This is a genomic window from Microbacterium sp. JB110, assembly GCF_003335195.1.
Taxonomy (GTDB): Bacteria; Actinomycetota; Actinomycetes; order Actinomycetales; family Microbacteriaceae; genus Microbacterium.
Window position 1 is genome coordinate 16,929 of the sequence record NZ_QPGM01000004.1, and the last position, 18,691, is coordinate 35,619.

An 18,691-nucleotide genomic window follows, 5' to 3' on the forward strand; every position below is an offset into this window, starting at 1 on the left:
AGCGCCCCACTTGCGCACGCACCGAAAGGGTCCGCTCGATCCCAAAGGGCACGCTCGGCGAAACAGGGCTTGCACCTCAAGCGACTTGAGGCACAAGGGTGGGTGACATGACGAACACAGACGACAACGCACTGCTGCTCATCGGCGACGTCGCGCGCCGCACCGGACTCAGCGTCAGCGCCATCCGGTACTACTCGGATGAGGGACTGGTCGCACCGACGGCCGAGACCGACGCGGGGCACCGGCTCTACGACCTCGACGCCGTGGCGAGATTTGAGTACGTCCGCACCCTGCGCGACCTCGACGCCGGTCTCGCGCGGATTCGGGAGGCACTCGAGGGGACGAGCTCGCTGTCCGACATCCTCGCCGCGCATCTCGAGGTGCTCGAAGGCCGCGCCGCGCTGCTCCAGGAGCAGCGAGCGGTGCTTCGCGCCCTCATCCGGAACCGGGGCGAGCTGGAACGCGCACGCGTGCTGCGGCGACTGGCGACGATGTCCGACACCGACCGGCAGCGACTGATCGATGACTTCTGGGAGAGCGTCGCGGCGGGCCTGCCCAACGGCATTCCGGATCACGCGAGCGCGCTGCGCCCCCAGCTGCCGGTTGATCCGACAGCGGAGCAGCTCGACGCGTGGATCACCCTGTCAGAGCTGCTGGAGAATGAGCAGTTCCGCGCTCAGACTCGGGAGTACATGCTCGAGACGTACGGCTCGGATGTCGGCAGGGAGATGTCGAAGCCGGAAGTGCAGGAGTTCATCGCGTCGACGGGCGGCGATCTCATGGCCAAACTGATGGCGGCGCGCGAAGCAGGACTGCCCTCTGGCGACCCCGCCGTCACGGCGCTCGCCGACGAGTTCGTCAGGCAGGCCGCCGCGCCGAGCGGCGCCACCGTCGACGACGACCTGCGCACGCGTCTCGCCGACCGATACCGCGACATCGCGCCGCTCACAGAGGAAGCGCTCGACCACGACGGCTATCGCGCCACCCACAGCCGCTACCTCGAGCTCACCGCCCTCATCAACGGTCAGCCGCACCCCGACGCGGCGCTGACAGAAGTGCTCGACGGCTCGGGATCGGACAAGGAGCAGGGCGTCGGCCCGTGGCTGGCGGCGGCGATCATGGGCACGGTCGGTCGCGGGTGACGTTGTGCGAGGCCGGTGCATCGGCATTCACACGCGGAAACGGTGTGCAGATCTGACGCGACGCTTGGAATCTGCACCCTGTGCGGCTTGCTGCAGTCGCTCAGACAACCACGGCGCGTCGCCCACACCTTCTGAGTGAGGAGGCTTCGTCCGCCCGGATATGCGGGAGGCGGGCGTCATCTCCGCTTGCCGACATCAGGCAACGGTGGCGAGGACAGCGTTCTTCCACGGGTCGTCGAACGCGAGCCCGCGCCCGTCATCGCGCACGGCGATGCCGTGGTGACGGAGCCGCTCGCCCAGCTCACCGAGGTCGTCCGCACCGGGCAGCGCCAGATCGACGCGGCCGAGGCCGAGAGCCGGCATTCGGGGGCCGGCGCCGCGCGAGTTCCACACGTTCATCGCCATGTGGTGGTGATACCCGCCCGCGCTGACGAACAGAGCGGACCCGCGGTAGTCCGCCGTCTCGTCGAAGCCCAGCGCATCGACGTAGAACGCACGAGCGGTTGCGACGTCTCCGACCGACAGGTGAACGTGTCCGACGGAGGCCGCCTCATGGGAGGTCCCGCCGGTCGCGGCATCCTCCGTGAGGTGCTCACGCAGGAATGCAGTCGGGTCGAGGAACAGCGAGCTCATCTCGATCTTCCCGTGCGTCCATGACCACTCGGTGCGGAGGCGATCCCAATACAGTTCGATGCCGTTGCCCTCGGGGTCGGTGAAGTAGAACGCCTGACTGACGAGATGGTCGGCGCTGCCGGTGAACGTCTGCGGCGCGCGGCTCGCCACAGACGCCACGGCAGCTGCCAGCGCCGGCTGCGATTCGAACAGGATCGCAGTGTGGAACAGCCCGGCCGAGCCTCGCGGTGCGTGGCGCAGCGCAGGAGAGTGCTCGAGCACCACGATCGGGTGACCGGCACGCCCCAAAGTGACGGTGTCGCCATCGGCGCCGATCACCTCGAGGGTCACGACGTCTCGGTAGAACCGGGTCATCGCGTCGAGATCCCCGACCAGAAGAGTGACTGCACCCATCGCGGTATCGGCGGCGAGACGATCGGATGCATCAGTCATCGCATTCATACGAATAAACAACGGTGTCTACCGGGAGTGTATTCCCGTGCGCCCGAGTCGACGCCTGCGCGCAAGCGGCCGGTCTGCCCCACCTGGCCACCACCCACCAGGCGGCGACCCCGGAAACAGCCCCTACTGCGGCTCGTCGCCGAAGCCCGCAGGTGCCATGTCGGCGAAGCGGGAGAAGTGGCCCTGGAAGGCGACCTCGATATCGGCGGTGGGGCCGTTGCGGTGCTTGGCGACGATCAGATCGGCCTCGCCAGGGCGGGCTTCCTTGTCGTACACGGAGTCACGGTGCAACAGGATCACCATGTCGGCGTCCTGCTCGATCGAACCCGACTCGCGCAGGTCGCTCACCTGGGGGCGCTTGTCCGTGCGCTGCTCCGCACCTCGGTTCAGCTGCGAGAGCGCGATCACGGGAACCTGCAGCTCCTTCGCGAGCAGCTTCAGCGCACGGGAGAACTCGCTGACCTCCTGCTGGCGCGACTCGACGCGCTTGCCGCTCGTCATCAGCTGCAGGTAGTCGATCACGACCATCTTCAGGCCGGAGCGCTGCTTGAGGCGACGACATTTCGCCCGGATCTCGACGAGCGTCATGTTCGGACTGTCGTCGATATACAGCGGCGCATCGTTGATCCGCCCGCGAGTCTGGGCGAGAGTCGTCCAGTCACGGGAGTCGAGTGTGCCCTTGCGCAGGTTCTGCAGCGGCACGGCGCCCTCGGCGCTGAGCAGGCGCATCGCGATCTCGCTGCGCCCCATCTCGAGCGAGAAGAAGATGGTGGGCTGCTCCTGCTTGATCGCTGAGGCTCGCGCGAAGTCGAGCGCCAGCGTCGACTTGCCCATTGCCGGTCGCGCCGCCACCACGATCATCTGACCGCCGTGCAGGCCGTTCGTGAGCCGATCGAGGTCGGCGAAGCCCGTCGGAATGCCCGTCATCTGCCCGTCACGGCCGCGTGCGGCTTCGATCTCCTCGACGGCCGCATCGACGGCGACGGTGAGCGGCACGTAGTCCTCGGCCTGATCCGCCCCCGTGACCGAGTAGATCTCCGCCTGCGAGGCGTTCACGAGCTCGGTCGCATCGCCCTGGCCCTGGTAGCCCATCTGCACGATGCGCGTGCCTGCCTCGACGAGGCGGCGCAGCATCGCCTTCTCCTGAACGATGCCGGCGTAGTACCCGGCGTTCGCCGCCGTGGGCACGATCGATGTGAGCGTGTGCAGGTAGTCGGCCCCGCCCGCCCGCTGCAGGTCACCCGTCTTGATCAGCTCGTCGGTGACCGCCACGACGTCGGTCGGCTCGCCCTGCGAGTAGAGGGACAGCACGGCGTTGAAGATCAGCTCGTGCTTGGGGGCATAGAAGTCGACGCCGTGCAGCGTCTCGATCACGTCGGCGACGGCGTCCTTCGACAGGAGCATGCCGCCGAGCGCACTCTGCTCGGCGAGAAGGTCGTGCGGCGGCGTGCGGTCTGATTCGCGCGACCGGCCGAGCCGTTCCTCCGAGATGTCAGCGATGGACACGCGCCCTCCCCCAGATCGTTCGTGTAGTCGGCCATGCGGCACTGACATCGGATCACGGACCTCCGACATTCGCGTGCGCACGATTGCGCCGACGCGGCCGGGAGGCCCTGCGTGATCACGGTATGGGCACCGCCGCACGCTTGCAATACTGCCTGTGGATAACTATGTGGAGAGCCTGGGTAAAACGCCGACAAGCGTGTGGACGCCGCCTGTGGAAAATCGCCGAGTTCATGGCATGATCAAGATATTTTCTTTCCCTTGACCAGGCATTTGATCGACTCACACCCTGTGGAGGGGGTGTGATTAAAGCTTCGGTTGAAGGTTGACAGCACCGAGAAAACTCTCCACAAGCCCTTGTGCACTGATATTCCCAGCAGCCTCAGCGCGATGGCGCGAAAAACGGCGCGGATCCATTCTGGATCCGCGCCGTTTCAGCGCTGAGGGTCGCTTACTTCTTGAGCGCGACGACCTGCAGCGGGATGGTTGCGACGACGTCGTCGAGCAGGCGCACGACGGCCTCGTGGTCACCCGTCGACTTGATGGCCGACGGCAGGGTGATCCTGCGCTTGTCCAGCTCGCCGAGGCCGGCCGCGGCAACCGCCGTGGCGACATCCGCGGCGCGCACGGAACCGAACAGACGTCCCTCGGCACCTGCCTTGACGGTGAGCTTGACCTTGCCGGCCTCGAGCTTCGCCTTCAGGCTCGCGGCCTCGTCGTGCGTTGCGATGGCACGAGCATCGCGGGCCGCGCGAATCGACGCGACCTGCTTCTCGCCGCCACGGGTCCACGCAACCGCGTAGCCCTGGGGGATGAGGTAGTTGCGGGCGTACCCGTCGCGAACCTCGACCACGTCGCCGGCACTGCCCAGGCCGTCGACCTCGTTCGTGAGAATCAGCTTCGACATGGGTGCTCCTTACCGGCCTGCGCCGGAGTAAGGCAGGAGCGCCATCTCGCGTGCGTTCTTGATCGCCTTGGCGATCAGACGCTGCTCCTGCACCGACACACCGGTGATACGACGGGCGCGGATCTTGCCGCGCTCCGAGATGAACTTGCGAAGGGTTGCGACGTCCTTGTAATCGATGACGCCGACCCGGATGGACTTCGCGGGGGCTGCGTTCTTCGCGCCCTTCCGCGGCTTGCGGCGGTCGCCGCTTGACTTTCCAGCCATGGTTTCCTCTATCTGAGTGAGTGAGTTCTAAAACGGGGTATCGTCGCTGAACGACCCCGGTGTGCTCCACGCGTCCGCGCCGGACTGCGAGCCGGGCGTCGACCACGGCTCTTCCGACTTCTGGGCACCGCCGCCGACGGCCTGGCGCGGCGCTCCGCCGCCACCGCCGCCCTGGATGCGGGTGACCTGTGCGGTGGCGTAGCGCAGACTCGGCCCGATCTCATCGATCTCGAGCTCGATCGTCGTGCGCTTCTCGCCCTCGCGCGTCTCGTAGGAGCGCTGGCGCAGGCGGCCCTGTGCGACGACGCGCATACCCTTCGTCAGCGATCCGGCCACGTGCTCGGCGTAGTCACGCCACACGCTGGAGCGCAGGAAGAGAGCCTCGCCGTCCTTCCACTCGCTCGACGCGCGGTCGAATGTCCGCGGAGTCGAGGCGATCGTGAAGTTTGCGACCGGGATGCCGTTCTGCGTGTAGCGCAGCTCGGGGTCGGCGGTCAGGTTGCCCACGACGGTGATAACGGTTTCGCCTGCCATGCGATTACCTTAGGCCTTTGCCGCCGTCTTGCGCGCGGCCTTCGCCTCGGCACGCTTCGCCTCAGCGGCAACCATCGCGATGGCTTCCTCGGCGCGCAGAACCTTGGTGCGCATGATCTGCTCACTCAGCTTCAGCTGGCGGTCGAGCTCGTCGGTCGCCTCGCTCGTCGCGGTGAAGTTCACGACGGCGTAGGTGCCCTCGTTCTTCTTCTGGATCTCGTAGGCCAGACGGCGCTTGCCCCAGATGTCGATGTTCTCGATGGTTCCCTTGGCATCCGTGATGACCTTGAGGTACTTGTCGAGAATCGTGGGGACCTGGCGCTCGTCGATCTCAGGCTGCACGATGACCATGAGTTCGTACTGGTGCGTCACTTACCCACCTCCTTCGGACTCGTCGGCCGCCGGGCATTTCCCGACAGCAGGAGGGTGTGTTGCACGTTGCGCGCGTCGGGCGGGAGCCCTGCGGCACACAACCAGTCGAGTCTAGCGGAAGAGAACCTGTGCGGCCACCGGATGATCCGGCCCGCTGTGCGAGAAGATGGACCCCATGGGTGAGATGGTGGAACGCCGCACAGCGACCGGCGAGCTGATCGAACGCATCGAGCGCCCGGATGCCGCAACGCGGCTGGGCCTCGAGCCGCACCCGGAGGGCGGGTGGTATCGACGCACCTGGACGGGAAGCGCCGCCGTGACCACTCCATCCGGCACTCGCCCCGCCGCCACCATGATCCTGTTCCTGCTGCCGGCCGGCGAAGCATCGGCATGGCACCTGGTCACGAACGACGAGGTGTGGATCTGGAGCGGCATGGGCGAGATCGCACTGCAGGACGGCGGCGACGGTGCCGAACCCGTGCCAGGCACTGTCACCACTCTGGGCGATGCGGGCACGGGCGCAGCCTCACAGGCGGTCATCACCGGCGGCCGCTGGCAGCGCACGCTCGTCTCCGACCACGACGCGCTCGCCAGCTGCATGGTCTCTCCCGGGTTCGACTTCGCGGACTTCACCATGGCGGAGGAGGTGCGGTGACCGGGTTCGATCCGCGCTGGCTGACCTCGCCCGTCGGCCGGAGTGCGGTGCGGGGGTTCACCGCCGAGATGCGCCGGCAGGGCACGCCGACGACGAAGATGACGACCACGGTCATCGCGTACACGTTCATCGGCGTCGTCGCGTCTTTCGTGCTGGTGCCGATCGTCACCGGCATGCTCGACGCTGACGGCACGCGCATCATCGCGGTGATCGCGATCCCGGTGATCATCGCGACGGTGCTCACCCTGATCGCGCGCGCCGCACTGCGCCGCGACAGAACGGCCCAGTACCGCCTGCACAACTTCGCCGCCGCCAACGGAATGGCCTACCTCCCGCACATCGTCGACCCGGCGCTGCCTGGGCTGATCTTCAACCAGGGCCGCTCGCGTCGAGCCGTCCGTCGCGTGCGGGGCACGCAGCCGCGCTTCGTCGAATTCGCCAACTACCGGTACACGACAGGCTCCGGCAAGAACAGCACCACCCACGTCTGGGGCTACGTCGCGATCCACCTCGACACCCCGCTGCCGCACATCGTGCTCGACGCGAAGGGGAACAACGGTCTGTTCGGGTCGAACCTGCCGACCAGCTTCGACCGCGGGCAGCGCCTCAGCCTCGAGGGGAGCTTCGACGAGTTCTTCACGCTGTACTGCCCTCGGGGCTACGAGACCGACGCGCTGTATCTGTTCACCCCCGACATCATGGCGCGCTTCATGGACAACGCGGCTGAGCTCGATGTCGAGATCGTCGACAACTGGCTGTTCCTGTACGCCAAACGCGACTTCGTCACGCTCGATCCGGACATGTGGGGCTGGCTGTTCTCGGTCGTGTCGGCACTGATGGACAAGCTGCAGCGGTGGGAGCGCTGGCGGGACGCACGCCTCACCGCGCAGGCGGCACGTCCGCGCGTGCTCCCCGCCACGGGCGAAGCACTGCCGTTTCGAGGCGATCAGCAGGTCATCCCGCCTCAGGGGCGACGAGGACCGAAGGGCGTCGCCGCGCATGGCAGAAGGCTCAGCACGAATGTGCGGTGGTGGGCGATCGCCGTCGGCGCGGCCGTCGCGCTCGGCGTGGCATGGATCTTCGTCTGGTCCGTGCTCACGGGCTGAGGGGTCCGAGAGCTCCGCTCCGCCGCGAGCCCATACGCTGGAGGCATGCCGCAGATCGCTCGTGTCACCGTGTTCACCGGATCCTCGCCCGGCGTCGACCCGTCGTATGTCGCGCTGGCCCGCGCCGTCGGCACGACGCTCGCCGAGGCGGGCAAGGGCATCGTCTACGGCGGAGGCGACGTCGGGCTGATGGGCGCGGTGGCGACGGCCGGACGCGACGCGGGCGGCGAGGTCATCGGCGTGATTCCGAGCGCGCTGGTGAACAAGGAGATCGCGCACACCGACCTCACCCGCCTCGAGGTCGTCGAGGACATGCACGAGCGCAAGCAGCGGATGGCGGAACTGTGCGACGCGTTCGTGATGCTGCCTGGCGGCGTCGGCACGCTCGAGGAGTTCTTCGAGGCGTGGACCTGGCAGCAGCTCGGCTTCCACCGCAAGCCGATCGCGCTGCTCGACGTGAACGGCTTCTGGGATCCCCTGCTCGAGATGATCGACAGGCTCGTGCACGAGGGCTTCATCAGCAGGGATTTCCGCAGCAGCCTGATCATCGCCGACGACCCTCAGCACCTGCTGCGCGCCCTGCACGATTGGCAGCCGCCTGTCCCGAAGTGGGGAGAGCCGTCCGGTTCCGACGCGGAGCTGTGACGCTTCTGCTCTGAGCAGAATCCCTTCCGCACGCTCGCCGCCGCTCCTACGCTGAGTCGCATGACCGCCCTCGCGCCCGATCAGGACTCGACCGACCGACCGCCCCGGCGCGAAGATCCGGATCGGGACCCATGGGAGCCGCTGTGGCGGAACCTCGTCGGCGACCGACTCCGCACCACCAGGCACGAGCGCGGCGAGACGCTCACCGACGTCGCCGACCGTGCCGGGGTCTCGCCGCAGTACCTCTCCGAAGTCGAGCGCGGCCGCAAGGAGCCTTCGAGCGAGATGATCGCGGCGATCGGGGGCGCGCTCGATCTGACCCTGCTCGAGCTGACCGCATCCGTCGCCGAGGCCCTGGACGACCGGCGGACTCAGCAGGTCGAGCACGCCGCGGCATTCGCTCTCGCGGCGTGACCCGACCTGCTCGGCGTCAGCGCTCGGCGATGACGTGGTCGATCAGGCCGTACTCGCGTGCCGCGGCGGTCGTGAACACGCGGTCGTGGTCGGTGTCGGCACGCAGCTTCTCGACGCTCTGCCCGGTGTGACGCGAAAGCGCGCCCTCCATGTCCGACCGGATGCGGACGACCTCGTCGGCCTGCAGCACGAGATCCGGAATCGCTCCCCTGCCCTGAGCCGCCGGCTGGTGCAGCACGATCCTGGCGTGCGGCAATGCCGAGCGCTTGCCCTGTGCACCTGCGGCGAGCAGCACGGCACCGACCGAGATCGCCTGGCCGACGCAGGTCGTCGCAACCTGGGGCCGGATGAACTGCATCGTGTCGTAGATCGCCAGCATCGCGCTCGGGTCGCCGCCGTCGCAGTTGATGTAGAGCTGCACCTCTTCATCCGGATTGCTCGACTCCAGATGCAGCAGCTGCGCGATCATCGCGTTGGCGACACCCGCATCGATCGACGTGCCGAGGTAGACGATCCGCTGGGTCAGCAGGTGGGAGTAGACGTCCATGATCCGCTCGCCCCGCGGGTGCGGTGCGATGACGTTCGGAATCGTGTACGAGCTCATCGCCGCACCTGCCCGTCTGCCGCGCGGAAGCCCGCGGAGACTCCCGCTCCGGTGCGGAGGTCGTCGAACGAGTCCACGATGGCGTCGACGAATCCGTACCGCAGCGCCTCTTCTGCGGTGTACCAGTGGTCGTGCAGCGAATCCTCGAAGATGCGCTCCACCGGCTGCCCTGTGTCCTCCGCGATGAGCCCGAGCACGGTGTCCCTGGTGTGGCGCAGGTCGTCGGCCTGCAGTGCGATGTCGGCGGCCGTTCCGCCGATCCCCGCCGAGCCCTGATGCATCAGCACCCGCGAGTGCGGAAGCGCCCTGCGCTTTCCCGGCGTGCCTGCGGAGAGTAGGAACTGCCCCGCGCTGCAGGCGATCCCGAACACCTGCGTGGAGACGTCGTTCGGGATCAGTCTCATCACATCCCGGATGGCGAGCATCGCCGGCACCGAGCCGCCAGGCGAATGGATCCACACGGCGATGTCCCTGTCGGCGTCCTCCGCCGCCAGCGTGATCAGCTGCGTGGCCAGCAGCGTGCCGTTGTCGTCGTCGAGGACGCCGTCCAGGACGAGCACCCGTCGTTCGTAGAACTCGCGCCTGGTCCGTTCGTCGAACAGCGGCGCCTTCTGTGATTCGCTCATGGCACCACGATGTCCCGGATCGTCGCGCCCGTGACCGCATTCTGCCTGGGGCAGATCGGCCCAGAGCAGAGGCGTCGCGCTAGGTGCGCAGCCTTATTCGAGCCCCGCGCCCTCCGGTACCTCGCTCGCCTCGACGCCGTCCGCTGCCTCAAGCGCGCGGATCAGCGCGGCCGTGCCGCCGACGATCGTCGAGTCGGCGTCGACCTCCGTGACGACCACCCAGGCACGATCATCCGGCCAGATCAGGCTCGGCGAGTGCAGCCATGGCGCGTCGGGTTCGTTCCACGGCACCGTCTCCGGCCATGCGTCGTTCGCCCACACGGTCGGCGCTGCACGGAACAGCACGTGCGAGCGCGTCGGGAGATCGAGGCGCGGTCCGCGAGAGATCTCGTCGCTGAGCACGCCTGGCCGCCACCCGGCCTTGCGCAGCGGCGCGTTGAACGCGTCCTTGAAGCTGGCGCGCAGCACGGCGTGATGCTCCGGAATGCCCGACTCCGAGTACACGGCAGACACACCGCTCGGCGCGGCACGAGCGCCGACCAGGCCGCCCCATCCGTCCCAGACCGCTGCGAAGCCGTCATCCGGCGTCTCGGTGTGCGCGATGAGCGCACGGGCGACCGCCGTGAGGACGCCGGGATCGAGAGTGCCCTCGTCCGGGTCCTGGTAGCGCCATCCCGCGCCGTCGCGCAGGTCGTCGTGACCCGGCACCGCGCTGAGGGAGCCCCAGGAGTCGAGCGCATCGAATCTGCTGCCGAGCGCGTCGGCGACCTGCCGCCACGTGACCGACTCGGTATCGATCTCGTGGCCGGCGGCTGCGAACCGCTCCCACGCGTCCTCGTCGCCCGAATCCGGCCACTGGACGCCGACGGGCCGCTCTCGGAACACCGGATGGAACACACGCGCGTAGGCCTCGAAGCCTCCTGGCACATACGCACCGGTCACCGTCGACGCGTCCAGCCGATCCCGGATCCAGTCGCCGGCCGCAGTCTCGCGCATCCACTCCATGCCGACGACGATACGCGGTCGTCGGTGGGCGTCGGCGACCCCGTGCCGGAGGCGAGGCTCCGGCTCACTCCCTCCGCACGCGTCGAGCCGCGAGGTCGGCACGCGGGATCGCGGCGAGCAGTTCGCGCGTGTACTCGTGCTGCGGGTCGGTGAAGATCTGCTCGCTCGGCCCGTACTCGACCATCTCGCCGTGGTGCATCACGCCGATCGTGTCCGATACGTACCTGACGACGTTGAGGTCGTGTCCGATGAACAGATATGCCAGCCCGAGCTCGCGCTGCAGCCGCACCAGCAGGTCGAGCACCTGCGCCTGGATCAGCACGTCGAGCGCGCTGGTGGCCTCGTCGCAGATGATCAGCGACGGCTCCAACGACACCGCGCGCGCGATCGCGACGCGCTGGGCCTGGCCGCCCGAGAGCTCCTGCGGCCGCCGTGAGCGGTATTCATCCGCCGGCAGACCGACGAGGTCGAGCAGCTCGTCCACTCGCGAACGCCTGGCCTTCTCGTTCATCGCAGTGTGCCCGCGCAGCGGCTCGGCGATCACCTCGGACACCCGCCAGCGCGGGTTCAGCGAGCCGAACGGGTCCTGGTAGATCATCTGCAGATCGCCGTACACCTTCTGCATCGCGCGGCGCTTCAGCCCCGTCAGCGTCTGGCCGCGGAACGTCACTGTGCCCGCTTTCGCCCGCTCGACCTGCAGCACGGCTCGCGCGATCGTCGACTTGCCAGACCCCGTCTCGCCGACGATCCCCATCGTGGTGCCTGGCGCCAGGTCGAACGACACATGGTCCACCGCGCGCACGACGCCCGCCTTCACGCCGCCGGCGCCGCGCGTGACGAACTCCTGCACAAGGCCCTCCACGCGCAGCAGCGGCTCCGCTCCTGCGTCGATCACGGACGCGTGGCGCTCCGTCGGCAGAGTCGAGAACGCGCCGAGCAGCTCCTTCGTGTACGGCTCGCGGTCTTCGTCGAAGAGTTCGTCAGGATGCACATGCTCCACGACCGCTCCATGGCGCATCACCATCACGTCGTCGGCGTAGCTCGCCGCGAGCGCCAGGTCGTGGCTGATCAGGATGATGGCCATGCCGAGCCGATCCTGCAGGTCGCACAGCAGGTCCATGATCTTCGCCTGCGTGGTCACGTCCAGCGCGGTTGTGGCCTCGTCTGCGATCAGCACCGCCGGGTCGGAGGCGAGAGCCATGGCGATCACGACACGCTGGCGCATCCCGCCGGAGAGCTGATGCGGGTACTGCTCGAAGCGCATCTCAGGGTCGTTCAGCCGCACCAGCGTCATCAGGTCGATCGCCCGCTCCCTCGCGGCCTTCTTCTCCATCCGACTGTGCATCCGGATCGCCTCGACGACCTGCTTGCCGATGCTCATCGTCGGATTCAGCGACGTGGCGGGGTTCTGGAACACCATCGCGATGTCCTTGCCCCTGATGCGGCGCATGTCGGGTTCTGCGAGCCCGAGCAGCTGCGTCGATCCGAGCTGCGCCGAGCCCGACACCTGCGCGCTCGGCGGCAGCAGCCCCATCAGCGCGCGCACCGACACCGACTTGCCCGACCCGGATTCGCCGATGATCGCCAGCGTCCTCCCTCGGCGCACCTCGAAATCGACGCCCTTGACGGCGTGCACGACTCTCCCGCTGCGGCGGAAGGTGACCTGCAGGCTCTCCGCCGTCAGCACCACATCCGGCTCCTGCACGGCCGTGCCGACGGTCTCGTCCACCAGTCGCTGTGCATCAGACGTCATCGTCCGCTCATCTCGTCTCGCAGGTTCTCACCCAGCAGGTTGAACGACAGCACCGTCACCAGCAGCGCGAGGCTGGGCCACAGCACGAGCAGCGGCGCGCCCGTGAGCGCCTGCTGGCCGTCGTAGATCATGTTGCCCCAGCTGGGTTCGGGAGCAGGAATGCCGAGGCCCAGGAAGCTCAGCGCACCCTCGGTGACGATCACGATGCCCATGCCGAGCAGCGCGAAGTTCAGCAGCTGCGGCACGACATTCGGCGCGACATGTCGCGTCAGGATGCGCCAGCGCGACGAGCCGGCCAGCTCCGCCGCTTGGAAGAACGGCATGCTCACCACGCGCAGGGCGGCCGAGCGCGCCACGCGCGCGATGCTCGGGATGCTGAACGCGCACATCGCGATGATGGTGTTCACCAGGCTCGGACCGAGCACCTGCGCGATCGCGATCGTCAGCACGAGCGACGGGAACGCGATCAGCACATCGAGGATGCGCATGATCACCGTATCGGCGCGACCGCCGAGCGAACCGGAGAGCGCGCCCAGCGAGCCGCCGACGATGATGCCGATCGCATTGACCGAGATCGCGACGGTCAGCGACGCCTGGCCGCCGTAGAGGATGCGTGAGAGCACGTCGTTGCCGTTCACATCGGTGCCGAGCGGGTGCCCATCGCTTCCAGGCGGCAGCATGCTGTCGAGCACGCTGCCGCCGACCGGCTTCGGCAGCGGGAACACCGCGGGCACGACGAAGCAGACCAGGATGAGCGCGGCGACGACGCCTGCAGGGATCCAGACCAGCAGCTTCCGGCGCAGACGGGCCCAGCGCAGGCTGCGCTCGCTCTGGGTCGCCGGGGCGAGCAGGGTCGCCGTCGGTGTCGAGGCGGTGTCAGTGATTGCCATAGCGGATCCTCGGGTCCAGGACGGCGTAGAGCACGTCGACGACAAGGTTGGCGGCGATCGCCACGGCGGCGAAGATGAAGACGCACATCTGCACGACGGCGGTGTCGCGCGAGGTGACGCCCTCGAGCATCATCACGCCCAGGCCCGGCATGGCGAAGATCTGCTCGATGATCACCGTGCCGCCGACGAGCCCGCCGATGTTGAGCCCGACGATCGTGAGCAGGCCGAACGAGGAGTTGCGGAACGCGTGGCCCCACAGCACCTTCCACGGCCCCGCGCCCTTGGCGCGCGCAGTGTCGATGTAGTCCGCGGCATTCAGCTGCTCGACGAGGTCGCTGCGCAGGAACCTGGCATAGAAGCACGACAGCGGCACGGCCAGCGCCAGAACCGGCATGATCACGCTCCGGATGTTCGCCACGGGATCGTCCCCGAACGGCACGAAGCCGATCGACGGCAGCATCCGCAGCGTCACCGCGAACACCAGGATCAGCAGCAGCGCCATCACGAAGTTCGGCACGGCGAGGATCGTCATCGCCATCACCATGACGAGGCGGTCGAAGAAGCCGCCGGGCTTACGGGCCGCGAGCACGGCGACCGGGATGGCGATTCCGAGCGAGACGACGAACGCCAGCACGACGAGCTCCACCGTGACCGGCGTACGCTCGGCCAGCAGCTCGACGACGGCGCGGCCGCTGACGGACGAGGTGCCGAAGTCGCCCGTCAGCGCCCCGCCCAACCAGCCGAAGTAGCGCACGTACCATGGCTGGTCGAGCCCGAGCGACTGGCGAACAGCCTCGACCTCCGCCTCCGTGGCGTCCATGCCCGCCTGGTTGCGTGCGGGATCGCCCGGCATCAGCTCCAAGAGGAGGAACACCAGCACGCTCACTGCGACGAGCAGCGGGATGGCCACCAGGACGCGTTTGACGATCAGCCTCACGAAGGGGGAGCCCGCGACCCGGCTGAGGAGCCCGGGGCGCTCGTCAGCCGGCGCCGCCGCCGGCGCTTGTGCCGCGGTCACTGCTCAACCCACACCCTGTCGTAGAGCACGGCGGTGTTCACGACGAACGCAGGGATGGGCTCGTCGAGTCCGGGACCGTGCACGCCGGTGCGTATCAGCTGCGCCGGCGCGAACGCCGTTCCGAACGGGCCGTATGCCTCATCGGAGATCATCTTCGCGACCTTCGCGTATGCAGCGGTGCGCTCGTCCTCATCGACCGTCGCGACCGATTCTGCGAGGAGCTCGTCGATCGGGCTCTGCAGGCCCTTGTCAAGAGCCTCCTTGGCGCTCGAAGCGCCCTCGGGCAGCGGCGTTCCGCTGTAGGGCGACGTCGACCCGAAGCGCACCTGCACGCCGATCCCGGTCGACGGATCCCAGGCGCCCGCCGTCTGCAGCATCGACTCCCACTCGCCGGTCGTGAACTTGGTGATCACGTCGCCGAGCGGCTTCGCGTCCAGGCTGACGTCCATCCCAGCCTCCTGCCACTGCGTCTGCAGCGCCGTTGCGACTTCCTTGGCGACACCCGTGTCCGTCGTGCCGAGCTCGAGCTCGAGGCCGCCGAGATCTTCGACGATCTCCTTGGCCTTGTCGACGTCATATTCGCGATACCCCTCGACCTCCGGCTGATGGAACAGGCCCCCGGAGGCCGTGAACGACTGGGAGGGCTCGCCGTTGCCCTTGAACAGCCCCTCGTTGATGGCGTCGAAGTCGGTGGCGTAGTAGATCGCTTCGCGGGCCTTCTTCTCGTCGAACGGCTCGGCGCGACTGTTGAGCTGGACCACGTACGGCGACGTCGGCACCCCGAAGTGCACCTCGAGGTTCGAGTTGTTCTCGGCCTCGCTGATGATCGTGGTGCTGCTCATGCCCTCGACGACGTCGGCCTGGCCGGATGTCAGCGTCTGGTAGAGCACCTGCTCACCGGTGATCGACTGGAAGGTGAGAGCGTCGAGGTACGGCAGGCCGTCCTTGAAGTAGTTCTCGTTCTTCTCCAGCACGAGCCGCTCGTTCTGGCGGTTCTCCTGCACCGTGAAGGGGCCGGCGGCCACCGGAGCGACGCTGAACTCCTGCGCGCCCATCTCGGCGTACGCGGTCGGCGAGGCGATCAGGTTCAGTGCGGAGCCGGGGAAGGAGTTCATGAACGAGCCGTTCACCGCCTTCAGCGAGATCGTGAGCGTCTTGTCGTCGACGGTCTGGAACGCTCCGAGGTCGCCCATCACGTCGTCCTCGTTCACGTCCTCCGGAAGCGCCGCCCAGAGACTGTCCATGAACTCCTCGCTGTGCTCCTGCGGTTCGATCGACGTGTCGAAGTCGACCGTGGGGGCACCAGTGGAGCCGGAGTTCATCACCCTGATCCAGTTCCACAGCACCGCTTCGGCATCCATCGGAGTGCCGTCGCTGAACTCGATGCCCTCGCGCAGTGTGATCGTGACGCTGAGGCCGTCGTCCGACCACTCATAGCTCTCGGCCTGGTTCGGCACGAGCTGCGCGTCAGAGCCGTCCGATTCCGCCTCGACCGTGAACAGTCCGCCGAAGATGCTGCCGTTCTGCGGCAGGTTCGCGCCGGTGGAGTTGCTGGTCGCGGGGTCGAGCCCTGTCGCCCAGGCGCCGGAGAAGCCTGCATCCAGCAGTACGGTGAGATCACCTCCGGCCTGCGGCTCGCCGCTTCCCCCGCCGCTGCCGTCAGCGGAGCCTCCCCCGTCGCCGACGCACGCGGCAAGCGCGAGAGTCGATCCGACGGCGAGTGCGAGGGCGCCGACGGCGCGCCCCCTCCTGACAAGTGCTGTGCGTGTTCTGACCATCTCGATGCTCTCCTTTGAGCTCGGGTGCCCCGGGCAGAGCCCTGGGCGGCTTGTGTGGGAAGTCTCCCGATTGCCGATGCCGCAGGCCATGCCTCTTCCATGAGGCGGGAGGGACCGCCGGTGCGGTCAGGCGGGCCGTTCGAGCCCGAGCCACCGGTAGGCGTTCTCAGCCGCGATCAGGCGCCACTGCTCGTCGTCGAGACCGGTGGAGCGCAGAGTGCGGGCGATGGGATCCTCGCGCAGCATCGCGGGGAAGTCGCTGCCGACGAGCAGCCTGTCGGCGCCGAGCAGATCGACCAGATACCGGATGGCGCGGCGGTCGAACACCATCGAGTCGTAGTAGAAGCGTCTGGCGTACTCGATCGGGCTCGGCCCGTCATCCGGCATCACGGCGCGCTCGAGGTCGCGCGGCTCTTCGTTCCAGGAGCCGCCCCAGAAGTAGTTCGCGCGGGGCAGCGCCATCGCGAAGCCACCTGCGGCGTGGCTGAACGAGATGCGCAGATCCGGACAGGCCGCGGCCGTGCCGCCCAGGATCAGCGAACCCGCGGCGTACATCCCCTCGACGCCGACGACGAAGGTGCCCATGGCACTGGCGGGCAGCCGGTCGGTCGGCGATGGCATCGCGTGCACGAAGACAGCAAGGTCGAGCCGCTCCGCCTCCTGGAAGAACGGCAGGAAGCGCTCGTCGCCGATCGAACGCCCCTGAATGTTCGACGCGATCTCGACTCCCGCCAAGCCCCGTTCCTTGATCGCCGCGAGCTCGCCGGCTGCGGCATCCGGGTCCTGCATCGGCACCATGCCGAGCGCGATCAGCCGCTCCGAATCGTACTGCTGCATCGTCGCGGCGAAGTCGTTCACGTGCTGCGCGAGCGCGAGACCGTCAGCGTCCGGCAGGTCGTACCGCAGCAGCGGCGGCATCGGGCTGACGACCTCGGCGCTCGTGCCGGATGCCTCCTGTGCCTCGATGCGCTTCTCCGCCTCGAAGAAGACGCTCTTGGCGGGGAAGCGCATCTTGTCGAAGACGAGCAGACGACTGTCCGACCCGTCGATCGGCTCCATGTGCGGGAAGCACTCTGGCGCGCCGGATGGGTAGTCCCCCGGCAGGAAATGGGCGTGGGCGTCGACGATCACGGTGGCTCCTTCGGCACGGTCGCGGGTGTTCCGGATATCGTCTCCGGATGGACGTCGAGTGCGGTTCGCGCTGGGGCGTCCGGGCTCAGCCGTTCGGGTGCACCGATACGTGCACGGCCGACCTGTCGCCCGCTTCGCCTGACAGCGTGTCGATCGCGAGGCCGACCTCGTCGAGGCCGAAGGTGTGCGTGTGCAGCTTGGCGAACGGGAACCTTCCGGATTCGAGCAGCGCGATCGCCGCGCGGTTCGCGTCGGCGTCGACGCCGAAGGCGCCCTTGACGCGCAGACCGCGTTGGATGATGTGGTCGGTGATGAGCGGGATCTCTCTGCCGCCCTTGAGCCCGGCGAGCACAACGAGACCGCCGAAACGAACGACATGGAGCGCATCGCTGACCGGGCCTGCCGCCATCGGTGTGACGTCGAGCGCGACGTCGGCCATCTCACCGTTCGTGATCTGCTTCACGGCGTCGACGATGTCGCGGCCGTCCGCGCCGTCGACGACGACCGTGTGGTCGGCGCCGAACTCGCGCGCGAGCTCGAGCTTGTGCCCGTCGGTCTCCAGGCCCGTGATGATGACCGTGCCGGCACCTGCGGCCTTCGCGGCGGCGGCGGCGCAGATGCCGCGCTGCCCTGAGCCGAGGATGACGACCGTGTCGCCCAAGCCGATCTCGCCGAGCTGGGCCGCCCAGCGCACACCGGCGCCGAGCGGGTTGTACATGGCGGCGACCTCCGGGGTGAGGTCGTTGGAGACGCGATGCATCACCGATGTCGGCGAGAGATACATCCGCTCGGCGAACCCGCCCCACAAGTGGGGCGCGACGTCGACGTCGGTCACGCCGTGGCCGTGTTTGCGGAACTTGCATGCCTGATACCTGCCGGTGAGGCAGTCGTTGCAGGCGCGGCACGGCACGATGACCTCGAGTGCGACGCGGTCGCCGACCTGCACGCCCCACCGCTCGGCGGCGAGTTCGCCGATCTCCTCGACGATGCCCATCGGCTCGTGGCCCGGGATGAACGGCGACCGGTTCGGGTCGCCGATGTGACCGGCGAAGATCTCGACGTCGCTGCCGCAGATGCCATTCGCCTCGACGCGCAGCAGCCCGTCGTCGGCACTGATCGTCGGCCGGTCGAACTCCCGCATCTCAATCCTGCGCGGACCGGTCTGCACCGCCGCGCGCACCTTCTCTGCCATCTCTGTCTCCGTCTCTCTTGCCAGTGCCGTTCACCTGACGCGATGTGCTGGTCCGGCGGCGCCGGGAGCACATCTGGC

The 18,691-nt window shown here is 68.0% G+C and carries 20 protein-coding genes; 5 read left to right on the forward strand and 15 right to left on the reverse strand.

Annotation, left to right across the window (positions count from 1 at the left end):
• The first annotated feature begins 107 nt into the window (after positions 1–107).
• The gene (locus tag CIK77_RS08410; protein WP_087053736.1) at positions 108–1,142 is read left to right on the forward strand and encodes a MerR family transcriptional regulator; all 1,035 of its coding nucleotides are present in this window, start codon (positions 108–110) and stop codon (positions 1,140–1,142) included.
• Positions 1,143–1,337: 195 nt separating this feature from the next.
• Here the strand turns inward: CIK77_RS08410 and CIK77_RS08415 are convergent, their stop codons facing one another.
• The 6 genes from CIK77_RS08415 to rpsF all read right to left on the reverse strand — a co-directional run bounded on the left by CIK77_RS08415 (position 1,338) and on the right by rpsF (position 5,796).
• Positions 1,338–2,207 carry a VOC family protein gene (locus tag CIK77_RS08415; RefSeq protein ID WP_442923141.1) on the reverse strand — a complete coding sequence of 290 codons (870 nt, stop codon included), beginning with the start codon at positions 2,205–2,207 and terminating at the stop codon, positions 1,338–1,340.
• Between the two features lie 132 nt (positions 2,208–2,339).
• Positions 2,340–3,722 (reverse strand): replicative DNA helicase, encoded by a 1,383-nt coding sequence (gene dnaB / locus CIK77_RS08420; protein ID WP_258861461.1) that lies wholly within the window; start codon positions 3,720–3,722, stop codon positions 2,340–2,342.
• 448 nt (positions 3,723–4,170) lie between these two features.
• Positions 4,171–4,626, reverse strand: a complete 456-nt coding sequence (rplI, locus tag CIK77_RS08425; protein ID WP_087053733.1) for a 50S ribosomal protein L9 — start codon at positions 4,624–4,626, stop codon at positions 4,171–4,173.
• A gap of 9 nt (positions 4,627–4,635) precedes the next feature.
• Positions 4,636–4,890 (reverse strand): 30S ribosomal protein S18, encoded by a 255-nt coding sequence (gene rpsR / locus CIK77_RS08430; protein WP_087053732.1) that lies wholly within the window; start codon positions 4,888–4,890, stop codon positions 4,636–4,638.
• A gap of 27 nt (positions 4,891–4,917) precedes the next feature.
• A complete protein-coding gene (locus tag CIK77_RS08435) occupies positions 4,918–5,424 on the reverse strand; it encodes a single-stranded DNA-binding protein (protein ID WP_087053731.1) in 507 nt (168 codons plus the stop codon).
• Positions 5,425–5,433: 9 nt separating this feature from the next.
• A complete protein-coding gene (gene rpsF, locus CIK77_RS08440) occupies positions 5,434–5,796 on the reverse strand; it encodes a 30S ribosomal protein S6 (RefSeq protein WP_087053730.1) in 363 nt (120 codons plus the stop codon).
• Positions 5,797–5,971: 175 nt separating this feature from the next.
• Here rpsF and CIK77_RS08445 point away from each other — a divergent pair, with 175 nt between their 5' ends.
• Genes CIK77_RS08445 through CIK77_RS08460 form a run of 4 tightly spaced genes read left to right on the forward strand, consistent with a single transcriptional unit; the run spans position 5,972 to position 8,616 of the window.
• Positions 5,972–6,451: a cupin domain-containing protein gene (locus CIK77_RS08445; RefSeq protein WP_249268460.1), complete on the forward strand. Its 480-nt coding sequence runs from the start codon at positions 5,972–5,974 to the stop codon at positions 6,449–6,451.
• On the forward strand, positions 6,448–7,557 hold the full coding sequence (locus tag CIK77_RS08450; protein WP_087053729.1) for a hypothetical protein: 1,110 nt from the start codon (positions 6,448–6,450) through the stop codon (positions 7,555–7,557). The genes CIK77_RS08445 and CIK77_RS08450 overlap by 4 nt, the downstream gene beginning before the upstream one ends.
• A gap of 45 nt (positions 7,558–7,602) precedes the next feature.
• Positions 7,603–8,202, forward strand: a complete 600-nt coding sequence (locus tag CIK77_RS08455) for a TIGR00730 family Rossman fold protein (RefSeq protein WP_087053728.1) — start codon at positions 7,603–7,605, stop codon at positions 8,200–8,202.
• 60 nt (positions 8,203–8,262) lie between these two features.
• Complete coding sequence (locus tag CIK77_RS08460; protein WP_087053727.1) at positions 8,263–8,616, forward strand: helix-turn-helix domain-containing protein; 354 nt, start codon at positions 8,263–8,265, stop codon at positions 8,614–8,616.
• Positions 8,617–8,632: 16 nt separating this feature from the next.
• Here the strand turns inward: CIK77_RS08460 and CIK77_RS08465 are convergent, their stop codons facing one another.
• The 9 genes from CIK77_RS08465 to CIK77_RS08505 form a co-directional block, all read right to left on the reverse strand.
• Positions 8,633–9,220 carry a ClpP family protease gene (locus CIK77_RS08465; protein ID WP_087053726.1) on the reverse strand — a complete coding sequence of 196 codons (588 nt, stop codon included), beginning with the start codon at positions 9,218–9,220 and terminating at the stop codon, positions 8,633–8,635.
• On the reverse strand, positions 9,217–9,846 hold the full coding sequence (locus tag CIK77_RS08470) for a ClpP family protease (RefSeq protein WP_087053725.1): 630 nt from the start codon (positions 9,844–9,846) through the stop codon (positions 9,217–9,219). The genes CIK77_RS08465 and CIK77_RS08470 overlap by 4 nt, the downstream gene beginning before the upstream one ends.
• A gap of 93 nt (positions 9,847–9,939) precedes the next feature.
• Positions 9,940–10,851: a hypothetical protein gene (locus CIK77_RS08475; protein WP_140403480.1), complete on the reverse strand. Its 912-nt coding sequence runs from the start codon at positions 10,849–10,851 to the stop codon at positions 9,940–9,942.
• 64 nt (positions 10,852–10,915) lie between these two features.
• Positions 10,916–12,604: a dipeptide ABC transporter ATP-binding protein gene (locus CIK77_RS08480; protein ID WP_087053723.1), complete on the reverse strand. Its 1,689-nt coding sequence runs from the start codon at positions 12,602–12,604 to the stop codon at positions 10,916–10,918.
• Positions 12,601–13,494: an ABC transporter permease gene (locus tag CIK77_RS08485; RefSeq protein WP_087053722.1), complete on the reverse strand. Its 894-nt coding sequence runs from the start codon at positions 13,492–13,494 to the stop codon at positions 12,601–12,603. Before CIK77_RS08485 ends, CIK77_RS08480 begins: the two co-directional genes overlap by 4 nt.
• Positions 13,481–14,512, reverse strand: a complete 1,032-nt coding sequence (locus CIK77_RS08490; protein ID WP_087053721.1) for an ABC transporter permease — start codon at positions 14,510–14,512, stop codon at positions 13,481–13,483. Before CIK77_RS08490 ends, CIK77_RS08485 begins: the two co-directional genes overlap by 14 nt.
• On the reverse strand, positions 14,509–16,290 hold the full coding sequence (locus CIK77_RS08495; protein WP_087053720.1) for an ABC transporter substrate-binding protein: 1,782 nt from the start codon (positions 16,288–16,290) through the stop codon (positions 14,509–14,511). Before CIK77_RS08495 ends, CIK77_RS08490 begins: the two co-directional genes overlap by 4 nt.
• 126 nt (positions 16,291–16,416) lie before the next feature.
• On the reverse strand, positions 16,417–17,421 hold the full coding sequence (locus CIK77_RS08500) for an amidohydrolase family protein (RefSeq protein ID WP_087053719.1): 1,005 nt from the start codon (positions 17,419–17,421) through the stop codon (positions 16,417–16,419).
• Between the two features lie 85 nt (positions 17,422–17,506).
• On the reverse strand, positions 17,507–18,613 hold the full coding sequence (locus CIK77_RS08505) for a zinc-dependent alcohol dehydrogenase (RefSeq protein WP_087053718.1): 1,107 nt from the start codon (positions 18,611–18,613) through the stop codon (positions 17,507–17,509).
• Between the last annotated feature and the right edge of the window lie 78 nt (positions 18,614–18,691).